The sequence below is a fragment of the Neobacillus paridis genome, from assembly GCF_016765675.1.
Taxonomy (GTDB): Bacteria; Bacillota; Bacilli; order Bacillales; family Cytobacillaceae; genus Neobacillus; species Neobacillus paridis.
The window spans coordinates 1-13,507 of sequence record NZ_JAESWB010000371.1 but is presented as its reverse complement, the minus strand read 5'-3'; the positions used below and the strand labels follow the sequence as shown (position 1 = coordinate 13,507).

General features: G+C 42.4%; 17 protein-coding genes. 10 read left to right on the top strand and 7 right to left on the bottom strand.

Annotation, left to right across the window (positions count from 1 at the left end):
• Positions 1 to 712 precede the first annotated feature (712 nt).
• From JK635_RS22150 to yunB, 4 genes are all read left to right on the top strand, one after another.
• A complete protein-coding gene (locus tag JK635_RS22150) occupies positions 713 to 1,534 on the top strand; it encodes a sulfite exporter TauE/SafE family protein (protein ID WP_202656105.1) in 822 nt (273 codons plus the stop codon).
• A gap of 9 nt (positions 1,535 to 1,543) precedes the next feature.
• Complete coding sequence (locus tag JK635_RS22145) at positions 1,544 to 2,890, top strand: bifunctional metallophosphatase/5'-nucleotidase (RefSeq protein ID WP_202656104.1); 1,347 nt, start codon at positions 1,544 to 1,546, stop codon at positions 2,888 to 2,890.
• A 68-nt stretch (positions 2,891 to 2,958) separates the two neighbouring features.
• Complete coding sequence (locus tag JK635_RS22140) at positions 2,959 to 3,261, top strand: YunC family protein (protein WP_202656103.1); 303 nt, start codon at positions 2,959 to 2,961, stop codon at positions 3,259 to 3,261.
• A 255-nt stretch (positions 3,262 to 3,516) separates the two neighbouring features.
• A complete protein-coding gene (gene yunB, locus JK635_RS22135; protein ID WP_202656102.1) occupies positions 3,517 to 4,326 on the top strand; it encodes a sporulation protein YunB in 810 nt (269 codons plus the stop codon).
• A 22-nt stretch (positions 4,327 to 4,348) separates the two neighbouring features.
• On the opposite strand, the gene JK635_RS22130 is transcribed toward yunB, so the two are convergent.
• Positions 4,349 to 5,347, bottom strand: a complete 999-nt coding sequence (locus JK635_RS22130) for a M23 family metallopeptidase (protein ID WP_235888320.1) — start codon at positions 5,345 to 5,347, stop codon at positions 4,349 to 4,351.
• A 197-nt stretch (positions 5,348 to 5,544) separates the two neighbouring features.
• Here JK635_RS22130 and lipA point away from each other — a divergent pair, with 197 nt between their 5' ends.
• Positions 5,545 to 6,462 carry a lipoyl synthase gene (gene lipA, locus JK635_RS22125; protein ID WP_202656101.1) on the top strand — a complete coding sequence of 306 codons (918 nt, stop codon included), beginning with the start codon at positions 5,545 to 5,547 and terminating at the stop codon, positions 6,460 to 6,462.
• Between the two features lie 44 nt (positions 6,463 to 6,506).
• Here the strand turns inward: lipA and JK635_RS22120 are convergent, their stop codons facing one another.
• Positions 6,507 to 7,079, bottom strand: coding sequence for a YhcN/YlaJ family sporulation lipoprotein (locus tag JK635_RS22120; protein ID WP_202656100.1), 573 nt, complete (start codon positions 7,077 to 7,079; stop codon positions 6,507 to 6,509).
• A gap of 116 nt (positions 7,080 to 7,195) precedes the next feature.
• On the opposite strand from JK635_RS22120, the gene JK635_RS22115 reads away from it, so the two are divergent.
• Positions 7,196 to 7,474: a YutD family protein gene (locus tag JK635_RS22115; RefSeq protein ID WP_235888319.1), complete on the top strand. Its 279-nt coding sequence runs from the start codon at positions 7,196 to 7,198 to the stop codon at positions 7,472 to 7,474.
• A gap of 25 nt (positions 7,475 to 7,499) precedes the next feature.
• On the opposite strand, the gene JK635_RS22110 is transcribed toward JK635_RS22115, so the two are convergent.
• Both JK635_RS22110 and JK635_RS22105 read right to left on the bottom strand, forming a co-directional pair.
• A complete protein-coding gene (locus JK635_RS22110) occupies positions 7,500 to 7,793 on the bottom strand; it encodes a cytosolic protein (protein WP_202656099.1) in 294 nt (97 codons plus the stop codon).
• A gap of 59 nt (positions 7,794 to 7,852) precedes the next feature.
• Positions 7,853 to 8,119 carry a DUF3055 domain-containing protein gene (locus JK635_RS22105; RefSeq protein WP_202656098.1) on the bottom strand — a complete coding sequence of 89 codons (267 nt, stop codon included), beginning with the start codon at positions 8,117 to 8,119 and terminating at the stop codon, positions 7,853 to 7,855.
• A 163-nt stretch (positions 8,120 to 8,282) separates the two neighbouring features.
• On the opposite strand from JK635_RS22105, the gene JK635_RS22100 reads away from it, so the two are divergent.
• Together JK635_RS22100 and JK635_RS22095 are read left to right on the top strand one after the other, a co-directional pair.
• The gene (locus tag JK635_RS22100; RefSeq protein ID WP_202656097.1) at positions 8,283 to 8,720 is read left to right on the top strand and encodes a DUF86 domain-containing protein; all 438 of its coding nucleotides are present in this window, start codon (positions 8,283 to 8,285) and stop codon (positions 8,718 to 8,720) included.
• A gap of 100 nt (positions 8,721 to 8,820) precedes the next feature.
• Positions 8,821 to 9,585 carry a TIGR01457 family HAD-type hydrolase gene (locus JK635_RS22095; RefSeq protein WP_202656096.1) on the top strand — a complete coding sequence of 255 codons (765 nt, stop codon included), beginning with the start codon at positions 8,821 to 8,823 and terminating at the stop codon, positions 9,583 to 9,585.
• 37 nt (positions 9,586 to 9,622) lie between these two features.
• Here the strand turns inward: JK635_RS22095 and JK635_RS22090 are convergent, their stop codons facing one another.
• The gene (locus tag JK635_RS22090; protein WP_202656095.1) at positions 9,623 to 10,129 is read right to left on the bottom strand and encodes a phosphatidylglycerophosphatase A family protein; all 507 of its coding nucleotides are present in this window, start codon (positions 10,127 to 10,129) and stop codon (positions 9,623 to 9,625) included.
• Between the two features lie 186 nt (positions 10,130 to 10,315).
• Between JK635_RS22090 and yutH the strand changes: the two genes are divergently transcribed.
• Positions 10,316 to 11,326, top strand: coding sequence for a spore coat putative kinase YutH (gene yutH / locus JK635_RS22085; protein ID WP_202656094.1), 1,011 nt, complete (start codon positions 10,316 to 10,318; stop codon positions 11,324 to 11,326).
• A 76-nt stretch (positions 11,327 to 11,402) separates the two neighbouring features.
• Here yutH and JK635_RS22080 read toward each other — a convergent pair whose 3' ends face one another.
• Positions 11,403 to 11,642, bottom strand: a complete 240-nt coding sequence (locus tag JK635_RS22080; protein WP_235888318.1) for a NifU family protein — start codon at positions 11,640 to 11,642, stop codon at positions 11,403 to 11,405.
• Between the two features lie 146 nt (positions 11,643 to 11,788).
• Between JK635_RS22080 and JK635_RS22075 the strand changes: the two genes are divergently transcribed.
• A complete protein-coding gene (locus JK635_RS22075; protein WP_202656093.1) occupies positions 11,789 to 12,115 on the top strand; it encodes a YuzD family protein in 327 nt (108 codons plus the stop codon).
• 40 nt (positions 12,116 to 12,155) lie between these two features.
• On the opposite strand, the gene JK635_RS22070 is transcribed toward JK635_RS22075, so the two are convergent.
• Positions 12,156 to 13,223: an NAD(P)/FAD-dependent oxidoreductase gene (locus JK635_RS22070; protein ID WP_202656092.1), complete on the bottom strand. Its 1,068-nt coding sequence runs from the start codon at positions 13,221 to 13,223 to the stop codon at positions 12,156 to 12,158.
• Positions 13,224 to 13,507: the final 284 nt, after the last annotated feature.

Genomic DNA, 13,507 nt, shown 5'->3' with positions numbered 1-13,507 from the left:
CGAGTATGCTTGCAAGAAATGCTTCTTTGAATCAGCCGGAAAAGCTTCTTTGAGTAATACGAGTCGGGAAAGCATTGTATTTTACTTTTTAAATTGATAATCGCTATATCATTTGAGAGATGATTTCATTAGATCAGGGTCCACAGGTACTACTCGAATTTTGTCGAATATTGATAGGTTTTTTGGTATGTAGAAAATGTTAGAATAGAGTTGCAACTGGATATTGTGAGGGTGGCCAGTCTTCTTTTCCTAAGCTTTAGGGAAGGGAGGTGATAATCATGGAACATTTCTTGAGATGCTACGAGAGATTCTGAAGGGAATTGTACGGGAAACCGCTGCCTTTATCTTTCAGAAACAACTTTTAGATAACAAGAAAACCACCCTACGCCGTCGGAAGCACAAGGGTGGCTTTCGAAGATAAATTTATTTAGACAACCACCACCCTGACGGTAGCAGTTGCATGGAGAAGTGTTAGGAGCACTTCTCTTTTTTATTATACATTCATTATACCCTAAAATATTCTGAATTAAAAGGACCTTATCAAATTCCTCCAGGCATTTTCAGGAGACGTTTTTCATGTAATCATGAATTGACAATCATACTTTTTCAATGTTAAAACTCCTTTTTTTAAAAAAGGTTATGCTATTATAAGGTAATGGAGCTTCGATTTTGCATTTAACAAGTCTCAGCTTAGACTATGGAAGGTGAAAACATGGAATGGATTGTATTAGTTATAGTCGGGATTTTTGCGAGCTCACTGGGTTCGCTGATCGGTATGGGGGGAGGAATCATTGTCGTTCCCACCTTGCTTTATTTGTCGACACTTGCGACCTTCAGCCATTTGACGCCGCAGGTAGTGGTAGGGACATCCTTATTCACGATGATTTTTACCGGCCTTTCCTCGACATTGGCGTATATGAAACGGAAAACAGTTGATTATAAAAGTGGCCTCATTTTTCTCATTGGAAGCGGTCCGGGGAGTATCCTTGGAGCTTGGGTCACAGAAAAATTAGATTTGCACTCATTTAATATTTATTTTGGTCTGTTTATCCTGTTTGTTTCAGTTGTCATGGTGGTCAGGGACAAACTAAAACCACTTCCTTATAAAAAGGAAAAAGGGATTGTCCGCAGCTTTACGGATAATAGCGAAAAAACGTTTGAATATGGCTTTAACCCGGTGTTGGCGGTGATTATTTCCTTCATCGTTGGCTTTTTGTCAGGGATTTTCGGCATTGGCGGCGGCTCGTTAATGGTTCCAACGATGATTTTATTATTTTTCTTCCCGCCGCATGTGGCTACCGCTACATCGATGTTTATGATCCTGCCGACATCGATCCTAAGTTCGATTACGCATATTGCCCTTGGCAATGTCAATTGGCTTTATGCCCTGGCATTAGTGCCCGGCGCTTGGATTGGCGCAAAAATTGGTGTCTATTTAAACTCAAAGCTGAAGAGCAAAACCATTGTTTTGATCATCAGGATTATTCTTGTTGTTGTCGGAGTCCGGCTCATTTATCAAGGAATTATAGGGTAGTGTTGTACTATGGAAAAAATCCATCTTTATCATACCAATGATGTTCACAGCCATTTGGAAAATTGGCCGCGAATTCATCAGTTTATAAACCAACAAAGACAGCAGCATCTCGCAGCAGGCGACGAGTTTTTTCTTTTTGATATCGGCGATTTCATTGACCGTTGGCATCCGTTGACGGAGGCGACAAAGGGAAAAGCCAATATTGCTCTGTTAAATAACAGCCGCTATACGGCAGTCACGATTGGCAATAATGAGGGAGTAAACCTCCCCCATAGTGATTTGCATCATTTGTATGATGAGGCTCATTTTGATATTCTGCTGGCAAATCTTTATCAAAAAAATGGAGAAATCCCGGATTGGGCCCAGCCATACAAAATTTATCAGACAAAATCGGGAACAAAACTAGCTGTGATCGGCTTAACCGCAAATTTTTCCCAGCTTTATACTTTGCTTGGCTGGAAAGGAACCGACCCTTTTTTGGAAATAAAAAAGCGGCTTAAACAATTAAAACAGCAAGCCGATATCGTGATATTGCTTTCCCATCTAGGAATTCGCGATGATGAACGGATGGCCGAACAATTTCCGGAACTGGATGTCATTTTAGGTGCGCATACCCATCATGTTCTGGAAAACGGTAAATTGGTTAACCATACATTGTTGGGGGCCGCTGGGAAATTTGGCTATTATGTCGGTCATATGACGCTGGAATTGGACGAGCAAAAATCGGTGATGAATAAACAGGCAACTTTATATGAGGTAGACAAGCTTCCAGCCGTTGAAAATGAAAGGGAGCAAATTCAGTCCTATCTTGATACGGGAAAAGACCTTTTAAAAACGACGGTGACCTCGTTAGCTCACACGCTTGATAGTGATCCGTTTCAGGAAACGGAGCTGTCGCATTTGTTATGTCAGGCAGTAAGGGAATGGTGTCAGGCGGATTGTGCGATGATCAATGCCGGGCTTCTGTTAGGTCCATTAACAGGTGAAGTAACTGAATATGACTTATTATCGGTTTGTCCTCATCCGATCAATCCATGTGTGGTTGAACTGAGTGGAGAGGAACTTGCAAAGATGCTGGTTGAATCAATGGATGACAGCCTGCATCACAGGCAAATTAAAGGGCTTGGCTTCAGGGGAACGGTCATCGGAAGATTTGTTTATGACCAAATTCATTTCCGCTCAGGCTGTATCTTCATCGATAATGAAAAAATAGTTCGTAACAGGACTTATACGTTAGCTCTTCCCGATATGTTTACTTTTGGTCATTTTTTCAAGGATGTCCTCCCAGGTAAGGAAAAACGGTATATCCTTCCGGAGTTTATGCGGGACATATTAAAATGGAAGCTTGAAAACTAGTCCTTTGCCTAAGACACTTAGCCGATCCTTGACATAATGTGTTAGTAAGGAAAGGAGCGTGGGAGCCTTTGATTAATTTATCTCCTATTGAAATTAGCGGCCATACATTTCTGGCTGTTTCCGTTTTGCTTCCGAAAACAACCTTACTGGCCGTTACCAATGATAAAGGGTATATCATGTGCGGTGCCTTAGATGTTGGTCTTTTAAATGAAAAACTTAAGGATCGAAAAATCATTGCCGGCAGGGCAGTCGGGGTGCGGACGATTGACCAGCTGTTAGATGCCCCGCTGGAGTCCGTCACATTGGAGGCAGAGGAACTGGGAATTTATCAAGGCATGATTGGCAGGGAAGCCCTGCTTAAAATGATTTAAAGGCTTGCAGTGATGCAAGCTTTTTGTATTGCCCGCCAATTGAAAGGCGCAAACCGCCAATAGGAGGTCGGAAGCCGCCAATTGAAAGGCGCAAACCGCCAATAGGAGGTCGGAAGCCGCCAATTGAAAGACGCGAAACGCCAATTGCGAGCTATATTCCGCCAATTGCAAGGTATACATGCCATTTTTCAAAGCAAAGTTTTTGGGCTAGTTCTTCTTAATCAAGCATAAATATAGCTTGAAGGGGTGATGGATTTGGCTAAATTTCGTAAGCGACGTCTGCGGCGGGGAGCGCTGCCATTCCGATATGTAATGCTGTTAACCTTTGTTTTTTTTCTGCTATCTACAGCAATCGGAGTATTGTTGGTCAATAAAGGTATTGAACCAACGCTAATGCGTTATGCCGAATCAGAGACGCGTAATATCGCATCAATTGTTATCAACCGCGCCATCACCAAACGAACAACAAACGTAGGAGAAAATAATAAGGTCATAATTGTCTCACCAGGCGAAAATGGAACTGGTCAAAATGCGGAATTAAACACTGATTTAATCAACCGGGTATTGGCCGAAACAACCGCACAAATTCAAAAAAATATCCGGGCGGCAAAGCAAGGGAGACTCGCTTCCTTAGAACAGCTGACAGATGTCGAAATTGAGACGGAGGATGCACCAGCAGACAATGCCATTCTGTGGTATGTCCCATTAGGACGGGCGACCAATATCGCTTTGCTAGGAAACCTTGGGCCGAAAATTCCGGTAAAATTCCAGGCGGTCGGTGAAGTGGAACCGGATGTGAAAATTAAAACGAAAGAAATGGGCATAAACAATACGTGGATTGAAGTTTCTGTGGAAATCGAAGTTTCGGTTCAATTTATCACCCCATTTGCAACAGATATTACAAAACTGCAGCAAAGTATTCCCGTCGGCGCCGGAATGATATCCGGACCGGTACCACAATTTTATAACAGCAGCGGCGGTTTGATTCCGTCGGTTCAGGTTCCTAATCAGACCCCGGATAACAAAACGGAAAAGAAGAAGGAGACAAAAAAATCAGGTAATTAAAAGGACTATCCATTGGATAGTCCTATTTTCTTCTCATTTCAATTCGTTCTATTTGTTTCCACCTTGCCAGATGTGGATAAGGGTCAAAGGACCATTCAGTTTTCCCATTATCTTTATACATTCCGTAATGCAGATGGGGCGGGAATTTTCCGGAGGTTCCCGGTGGACCATAGCCGGAGCTCCCGACCCCGCCAATCACCATCCCCGGTTCCACAATTTGGCCAACCTGAATATCTTTCGCAAAGCCGCTTAAATGGGCAAAGTAATGGTACGTATTATTGATATCACGAATCCCGATGCGCCAGCCGCCAAACTTATTCCAGCCCTTAATTTCCACGACCCCGTAGCAAGTAGCTCTAACAGGAACACCGTAGCCGGCAAAAATATCGGTGCCTTCATGAATCCGCCGCCCGCCCCAGCCACGTTTATCACCCCAGGTACTGCGATAGCTATGATTGCTGCGGAGCGGAACCGGAAATACCCGCTTGTCCAAATCAAGCCGGCCAAAGTGGCGGTACAGCTTGGCATATATGGCAATACTGCCAACCGTCCGATCACGTTTATAATAATTCCATAATCCGATTTTTATATTATCGTGATCGATTCCGTAAGAAAGGAGATAATTGGCGATTGCATATAACTTGTCCTCATCGTCTTTTAAACTGGCCTTTCCATCCCCATTTCCATCCACTCCGATCCCGTTAAAGAATTGAATGATGGCCGGGTTTTCTTCAAAAGGGTTGGGATTGGCTGGACCTGCCCATACTTCCGGACGAAAATAGATCCCCAGCGTTCCGTCCGGTTTCGGCAAGTCCCGGCGGACCAGGCGGATGTTTCTTTCATATTGATCAATGGCTGCCAAATAGTACCAGGGAATTTGCGTAACAGCTTCCACCTTCTCATAAAGTCGCATTCTTTCCTGATATACGTTTGGATTGGGCTCTTTGGCATTGACCTTGTTGCCGGAAAATGCGGTGGTGAAGCATAAAAGAAAGGTTCCAATGAATAGAGCAACTCGCAAAGGAATCCTCCTTCCGATTAAAAGTACAAGTTTAGTTTATGAATAATAAGAGATTTCATTATCGCTAATAAATGGTAAGTCTCTAGGTTGATTTTTGTAAGAAAATGTTTATTTGTCCAAACCCAGTTATCTTGTCCTTCTAGCTGAGAGTATGGTAAAGTGGCAGAGAAGAATGATTTTAAACAAGGGGGACGAAAATGAGCAAAAGGGATGAACTTTTAAGAAAGCCGGACTGGTTAAAAATAAAGCTAAATACCAACGATTCCTATACAGGTTTAAAAAAGCTAATGCGTGAAAAAAATTTACATACTGTCTGTGAGGAAGCCCGCTGTCCCAATATTCATGAATGCTGGGGGGCACGCCGAACGGCAACATTCATGATTCTGGGGGATACGTGCACCCGAGCCTGTCGCTTCTGTGCGGTGAAAACAGGCATGCCAACGGAATTGGATTGGGCCGAACCGGAAAGAGTTGCTGATTCTGTCCAATTCATGAATCTTAAACATGTCGTCGTCACAGCGGTGGCCCGCGATGATCTAACGGATGGCGGTGCCGCTGTTTTTGCCGAGACGGTGCGGGCGATCCGCCGAAAAAATCCGTTTACCACCATTGAAGTGCTTCCGTCTGACATGGGCGGCAAGGAAGAAAACTTAAGGATTTTAATGGAGGCCAAGCCAGACATCTTGAATCATAATATTGAAACAGTCAGACGCTTGACTCCGAGAGTCAGGGCCCGGGCCCAATATGACCGCTCGCTGGAATTCCTTCGCCGGGCAAAAGAAATGGAGCCAACCATCCCCACTAAGTCTAGCCTAATGGTTGGACTAGGGGAAACAAAAGAAGAAATTATCCAAGTAATCGATGATCTTCGGAAAAATAATGTAGACATTATGACAATTGGACAATATTTACAGCCAACAAAAGCTCACCTTCGGGTTGAAAAATACTACAGCCCGGAAGAATTTGAAGAGTTACGGAAAATGGCTATGAAGAAGGGCTTTAACCATTGCGAGGCCGGTCCGCTCGTGCGCTCGTCCTACCATGCAGACGAACAGGTAAATGCCGCCGCCAGACAAAAGCAGCTGCTTGGCGAACAAAAGGCACAAGAGGCTTAAGCAAAGAGAGTTCAGATCCACATATGGGCCTGAACTCAACTTTTCTATTTTCTTTGTGGAGATTTTTTCATTTTATTAATCAGATAATTGACTTGTGAGCGGGCATGGCGGCTTGTCGAATCCAGACTTGCCAGATTCTCGACATCCTGCATTAGGGTTTTATCGTCCGTGACATAAACCCGAAAGTATCTCGGGACGACCGACATGGCGGTTCGCTTCACTTGATCAGCAGTTAAGTTACGATTTTTTGAATCGGTGGTATAGGCAACCAAGACCTCTTGATCGGTAACAAGTGCTGCCGCATCATGGACATTTGGGAGGTTGACACTATATTTACTAATAATATGGGCTAACTGTTCACGGTCAAGCGCTATCCGGGTCTCGTTTGCCGTATGATCGTTCATCACCGGGCTCTTTTGATGACGAACATAGCCAAAGTCATTGCTGACATTCCGGATACTCTGCCCGCCACCTTCCCGGTATAGCTCATGGCGCTTATTATTGACATTGATGGTATTACTGGATTCCTCATAAACATCACGGTTCCCGATATCCTTAGAACAGCCGGTTAAAGCGATTGCGGCGCATAAGCCAGCGGTGATGGCCAACTTTTTCAAATGAAACACCTCCTTTCATTAGAATTGCCAAAGCGAATATTTTTTTTCTTAGTAATTGATGGTTTATCGGTTATAATGAGAAGTAGACTAGAGGTGCCGAGTTAGAGGTGAAAGACATGGTGACGATTATTAATAACACTACATATGAAGTCATCCAAGAATATCGCAACGCTTTTAATGAAGAGGCCTTTAAAGCCAGATTCAGTGATATTTTATCGAGATATGATTACATTGTGGGTGATTGGGGTTATGGCCAACTGCGGTTAAAAGGTTTCTTCGATGACCAAAATCAAAAGGCGACCTTTGATACAAAAATCAGTACACTCAGTGAATATCTTTTTGAGTATTGTAATTTTGGCTGTGCTTATTTTGTGTTAAAAAAGGTAAAAAAATAAAACTCGCTTATCAAGGGCGAGTTTTTTAGCGGTGAATAGAATCATTGTAAGGCGGCTGTTCTTCGCCGTTGGGGTCATCATGGGTTGGATGGGAACCAGCCATTTGCCGCGGCAAATCTTGATGCAGTGATTTATTTTCGTAATTGAAGGCACTGTAGCGGCGCTGACCATCCTTCCAAGAGGTACTCTTCAACTGAACAGGCTCATCTTGGCGAATCGGGGACCCAAACGGACCATCCGGAAATTCTTCGGCCGCTAGGTAATTCCGTTGTTTCTCGACATTGGAAAAGTCAACGTATTGTTTTTCTTTATCAGCCATGTGTTTCACTCCTTTTCCCTTAGTATGGCAAGGGATGTGAAAAACATGTGGATACTTATTTAGATCACTTCTATCAGGAAAGACCTGAGCTCCTCCGCAACCTCTTCATTTATTTGAAAGGCAAATTCCAAATAGCCTTCCTCCTGTAAATCATCCTGCCCAATGATGGCAAAGCGGTTTCCCTGCATATCGAGAACCAGCTGTTTTCCATAATGACGGCCTGTTTGGATAATGGCTAAATCAAACCGTTGGTGTTCACCAACAAAACTGACAAATCTTGTTGTCGTTTCCTCTTTATCATCATAGAGAAAAAAGCGTTCAGTCATAAACGATAGTCTCCTTTTTCCATATTTCACATCTCCTTAATAGTAACAAATAAACCAGGTGAAGGGGAATTTATAAGATTGTAAAGTCAGACAAAAATATATTCAGGAAAATATGTTACAATATAGCTGGAAATTGGTTAGAAATCATAAGGAAGTGGAATAAATGTATTTTGTTGATCGGGAAAAAATAGAAACCACATTAGTCTACTTAGAAGCGCAAATTCGTCTTTTTGTAAGCAAGAAGGAGTGGAAAACGCCTTTAGAAAAAGCCGCATTAGAACGAATTACGCAAATGTGTCTGGAATCCGTATTGGATGTCGGGAATACAATGATTGACGGATTTATTATGCGTGATCCGGGAAGCTATGAGGATATTATTGACATTCTGATGGATGAAAAGGTGATTTCCCAGGAAACCGGGGAGGCGTTAAAGGTTCTGATTAGTTTTCGCAAGCCGCTTGTTCAATCTTATACGGATATTGACCATCAACAACTTCTTGAGCAATTCAGCCAACATTTACCGGCCTTATCGATTTTTGCGGAAAATGTTCGTGACTATTTAAAGAACGAATTAGGGCCGGTTTCTGCCTTTAGAAACTAACTGTTGTGCCGCAGATGACATTAAGGCTATGGAAATATTTCTACCCGAGCTTTGCTCATACTGCCTATCAAGAGCATTTAGACATACTGGAGTGAATGTAGTGAAAAAGTATAAAGGATACCTCATTGATTTAGATGGAACAATGTATCGCGGGTCGGAGCGAATTGAAGCTGCTTCTGACTTTGTGAAGGGGTTGAAGCAAAAAGGGATTCCTTATTTGTTTGTTACCAATAATTCTTCAAGAACACCGGCACAGGTTGCCGAAAAACTTATTGGTTTTGATATTCCTGCAGCACCGGAGCTCGTGTTTACCACCAGTCAAGCCACTGCTAATTACATATATGAGTGTAAAAAAGATGCCTCCGTCTATGTCATTGGTGAAGAAGGAATTAACACCGCGATTGCTGAAAAAGGATTTCACCCTGGCGGAGAGCATGCTGACTTTGTCGTAATGGGCATCGACCGCGCGATTAGCTATGAAAAATTGGCGGTTGCTTGTTTAGCGGTGAGGAATGGGGCCACTTTCATTTCGACGAACGCGGATATTGCCATTCCAACTGAAAGAGGATTGCTGCCGGGAAATGGTTCATTGACATCCGTCGTTGCCGTTTCCACCCAAACCAAACCGATTTTTATTGGCAAACCGGAATCGATTATTATGGAACAGGCTTTAAAGGTGCTGGGGACACCGAAGGAAGAGACGCTGATGGTCGGTGATTATTATGATACCGATATTTTGGCGGGGATGAATGCCGGAATGGATACCTTATTGGTTCATACCGGAGTGACAACAAAAGAACTGTTGGCGGGATACGAGAAAAAGCCGACATATGCGATTGATTCCTTAGAAGAATGGGAATTTTAAAAAAACAGGATAGGGTGAGCACACCCATCCTGTTTTTTTAATCTTTGTCAATCCCCGCTGCTCTGTGTGCCAATCTGCTTGAGGCAGCAGCGGCAATAGCCCCGACAATATCATCTAAAAAGGTATGAACCTCTCCGGTTGATTTATCATTTAAGTGAGCCAATATCCCTGGCTTTTGTTTATCAATATAGCCATAGTTAGTAAAGCCAATTGAACCATAAACATTAACAATTGAAAAGGCCAGAATTTCGTCTACCCCGTACAAGCTTTCATCCGTTTCAATAATGGTTTGCAGCGGTTCTTCCAGCATCCCTTTTTCTGCCAACATGTCTAGTTGAATCCCGGTTATAATGGCGTTTTGGACCTCACGTTTTGTGAGCACACGTTCGACATTCTCAATACAATCTTCCATTTTTAAATTCTCATGATATTTTTTCTGTAAATAATAGACCAGTTCGGCAATATCCTTAATTTGGACACCCCTTTCTTTCAACCATCTGCGTGCAGTTTCTTCAGTCAGGTCAACTTTTTTATTATCTGCCATTCCTACTATCACCTTTTCTGTATAATTTGGCTAATCTCCCATTAATTTATCATATGCAAAATGAGGAAAAACAATCAACTAAAATACATTGCTAACCGCTATTTTTTAAAATAAGGAGGTCAACAAGTTTTTCGGTGTTGCTACATATACATGAGTTTAGAGGGAAAAAAGAAGAGGTGGAACACAATGTTACCCACACTGTTAGAAACTCATTATGGGATTACGGCTAAAGAACAACTCAAAATGAAAACCTATGATGCCGTAAGAGGAAATGGCTGGATCTACATCATCACCAATCCCAACAATCGAGAAGAAGCCGATGTCATCGAATTAAGCGGAATCTCACAGCATTTAAGGTCGTATGGCGACAAACAGGTCCCGATCATTATGCAATCAAAAGACAGGAGCTATCTCACTAATTGGGAGCAGCAAAAATATTGTGTACTGGCAATAAGAGAAGTTGACCGCCAAAAACGGCACACAAAATTAGGGAGGAGGCTGGCCAAATTCCACGAACGCGGCAGAAGGGTGCCATTTCAAATAGAACGGACCTCGAGGATCGGTCAGTGGAAAGTACTATGGGAAAAACGGCTTGAACAGATGGAAAAAGTTTGGAATGGCTTGCTGTTTCAAACTCCTGAGGACGAATTTGAACGGATGTTTATTGAATCGTTTCCTTATTATATGGGCTTGACCGAGAATGCCATTCAATATTTGGTCGATACAGAGCTTGATGACGAGCCGCAGCCAACTGACAGCGGTACCGTGTGTCATGAACGTTTTACCGCAAAAACGTGGGGGGGAAGCGATCTTATCAAAAACCCGTTTGACTGGGTATTCGATCATCGCAGCCGTGATTTGGCCGAATGGACAAGGGAGCGATATTTCCGTAATAACCAAACCTATGATGTTGACGTAAAGCAATTTTTTGCTGAATATCAAAGCATTGCCCCACTATCTTCGTTCTCATGGCGGTTGTTGTTTGCACGGCTGATTTTCCCGCTCCATTATTTTGACTGTGTTGAAAGCTATTATTTATCTCAGTCAGAGCAGGAAAAAAGGTCATTGGAAGAGTGGCTCAGCAAAATTATTAAACAATCAGCGGAGAACGAACGTTTTTTGGCAGGCTTTTATCAAATCAGCGGGGCTCCGCTTAACAGAATGAATCTCCCTTTGTTGGAGTGGTTGTATCAATAACGACATTTTCGGAAACGAAACACTGGATGAAAAAAAGCGATTGCCGCTGTTAGCCGCAATCGCTTTTACCATCATATTAAAAGACTTGTTCAACTTCGACAATTCCAGGAACTTCTTCAAGGAGTGCTCTTTCAATCCCTGCTTTCAGTGTGATTGTAGAGCTTGGGCAGGATCCGCATGCACCTAATAAGCGAAGTTTCACGATACCATCCTCAACATCAATTAGCTCGCAATCTCCGCCATCGCGAAGAAGAAATGGACGTAATTTATCTAATACTTCTGAAACTTGTTCAAACATTTCTTGTTCTGACATCATAATCGACTCCTTTCCTACATTATATTATACTGACACCAGCTTGAAAAATCCATTATCAGAAATCGGAGAAAGGTACAATTGAGTAATTTTCTTATATTTAGATTATGAATATAGTAAAATAAAAGAAAACGGTGAGGAATGATTTTATGGAATTTACTGAAGTGGAAATTATTCTATATGGGGCTGAACAATTATGTCCAAGCTGTGTGAACCTGCCGTCATCCAAGGAAACATATGAATGGCTTGAAGCAGCAATTTCCCGGAAATTCCCCAAGCAGCCATTTAAAATCAGCTATGTAGATATTTATCAGCCCCCAAATGATCCGGTCAAAGCAGAGTTCGCCAAGAGAGTCATTGAGGAAGATATGTTTTATCCTGTGGTTCTTATTAAGGAAAAGGTGGTCGGTGAGGGAAATCCCCGGCTGAAAACAATTTTTGCAGAAATGAAGAAATATGGATATCGAGCTAAATGATTAAAAGGCTGACTTTTAGAAAAAGGTCAGCCTTTTAAGATTATCCATTATGGAATTTGTATAACCATAAGACCCCTGACTTTAACAGCCGGGCGACACGGCCAGTTATGGCCCGGTCGGCCATGACGCCAAATCCCTGTTTTTTTCCAAGCGAACCAAGGACCCCCTTCAGTTTAATGGGCGGGAATTCAACAGGTGGTTCTTCTCCATTCCAGCGCTTTCTTAACACCTCAACGATTTGCACGGCTTGCCCCTCAGCCAGTTGGGCACTCGGTGCATGCGGCAGGCTGGCACAGTCCCCCACAATGAAGATATGTTCATCCGTAGGCAGATGGTGTCGTGGTGTGATGACCAATCTTCCGGAACGATCTTTTTCCGTATCGATATTTTGTACAACTTTATTAGCTTGAATCCCAGCAGTCCAGACAATGACATCACAGTATATCGGATTGTCATTATTGTAAAGTGTATTTTCTTCTACTCTAGTAATATTGGAGTTATTGATAATTTCAACATTGTGTTCTTTAAACCAACCTTCAACGTACTTGCTCAAACGATCCGGAAAGGCGGAAAGAATATGCTTACCACGGTCAAATAATTTAATGTTAAGGTCACGGCGGCTCTCCGTTAATTCACTGGCAAGCTCCACTCCGCTAAGTCCAGCACCAACGATACCGACAATCGATCCTGGTCCTAAATTATTTAAGGCTGAGTACGTTTGGCGGGATTTTTCAATACTTTGTATACTATAGGTAAATTGTTCGGCACCGGGAACATCATGATACTTATCCTCACAACCCAAGCCAATCACTAAATCATCATAATTAAGTGGTTCCGCATCTTTTAAAATAACCCTTTTGTTCTGCGACTCCACTCCAATGACTTCGGCAAATTTCACTCTAAGCCGGGGATGCTCAGGAAAGTCAACCCGAACTTCTTTGTCGGACACCGTACCGGCTGCAAGCGCATAATATTCCGTTTTTAAACAATGATATGGAACCCGGTCAACTAACGTAATCATGACGTCTTCCGGCAGGTTATTGGGAAGAAGTTCATTGAGGATCTTCATGCCCCCATAACCGCCTCCAAGAATTACTAGATTTTTCATCTTGATTCCCCTTTGTTTAACCATAATAATGTCAAATTCCCAAAAAAATACTATAAGAATAGTAATTAAATGAATAGTTTTGTTCAACTCTCCCCATTTTGCACACAATTATGAGTATATCGAAAATATGTCAAAATAACAACACTTATACGTTCTATGTTTGAGTCAAGTATTTGTGGGCAGTTTTTTTATCTCCACAGAAGTGAAAGCGGATTCACTTATTTAGAGTGCTCTCTTGATAGAAAATTTGTCTTTTTTAAAAACCGGCCAACTCTTTTAATGCT

Bases quoted from the DNA above. Each gene is read 5' to 3' on its own strand.
- JK635_RS22105 (WP_202656098.1), bottom strand. From the start codon at position 8,119: ATGACTGAACGCTTTTTTCTCTATGATGATAAAGAGGAAACGACAACA.
- JK635_RS22115 (WP_235888319.1), top strand. From the start codon at position 7,196: ATGGTGACGATTATTAATAACACTACATATGAAGTCATCCAAGAATAT.
- JK635_RS22070 (WP_202656092.1), bottom strand. From the start codon at position 13,223: ATGAAAAATCTAGTAATTCTTGGAGGCGGTTATGGGGGCATGAAGATC.
- JK635_RS22110 (WP_202656099.1), bottom strand. From the start codon at position 7,793: ATGGCTGATAAAGAAAAACAATACGTTGACTTTTCCAATGTCGAGAAA.
- JK635_RS22150 (WP_202656105.1), top strand. From the start codon at position 713: ATGGAATGGATTGTATTAGTTATAGTCGGGATTTTTGCGAGCTCACTG.
- JK635_RS22075 (WP_202656093.1), top strand. From the start codon at position 11,789: ATGGAATTTACTGAAGTGGAAATTATTCTATATGGGGCTGAACAATTA.
- JK635_RS22145 (WP_202656104.1), top strand. From the start codon at position 1,544: ATGGAAAAAATCCATCTTTATCATACCAATGATGTTCACAGCCATTTG.
- lipA (WP_202656101.1), top strand. From the start codon at position 5,545: ATGAGCAAAAGGGATGAACTTTTAAGAAAGCCGGACTGGTTAAAAATA.
- JK635_RS22080 (WP_235888318.1), bottom strand. From the start codon at position 11,642: ATGATGTCAGAACAAGAAATGTTTGAACAAGTTTCAGAAGTATTAGAT.
- yutH (WP_202656094.1), top strand. From the start codon at position 10,316: ATGTTACCCACACTGTTAGAAACTCATTATGGGATTACGGCTAAAGAA.
- JK635_RS22090 (WP_202656095.1), bottom strand. From the start codon at position 10,129: ATGGCAGATAATAAAAAAGTTGACCTGACTGAAGAAACTGCACGCAGA.
- JK635_RS22100 (WP_202656097.1), top strand. From the start codon at position 8,283: ATGTATTTTGTTGATCGGGAAAAAATAGAAACCACATTAGTCTACTTA.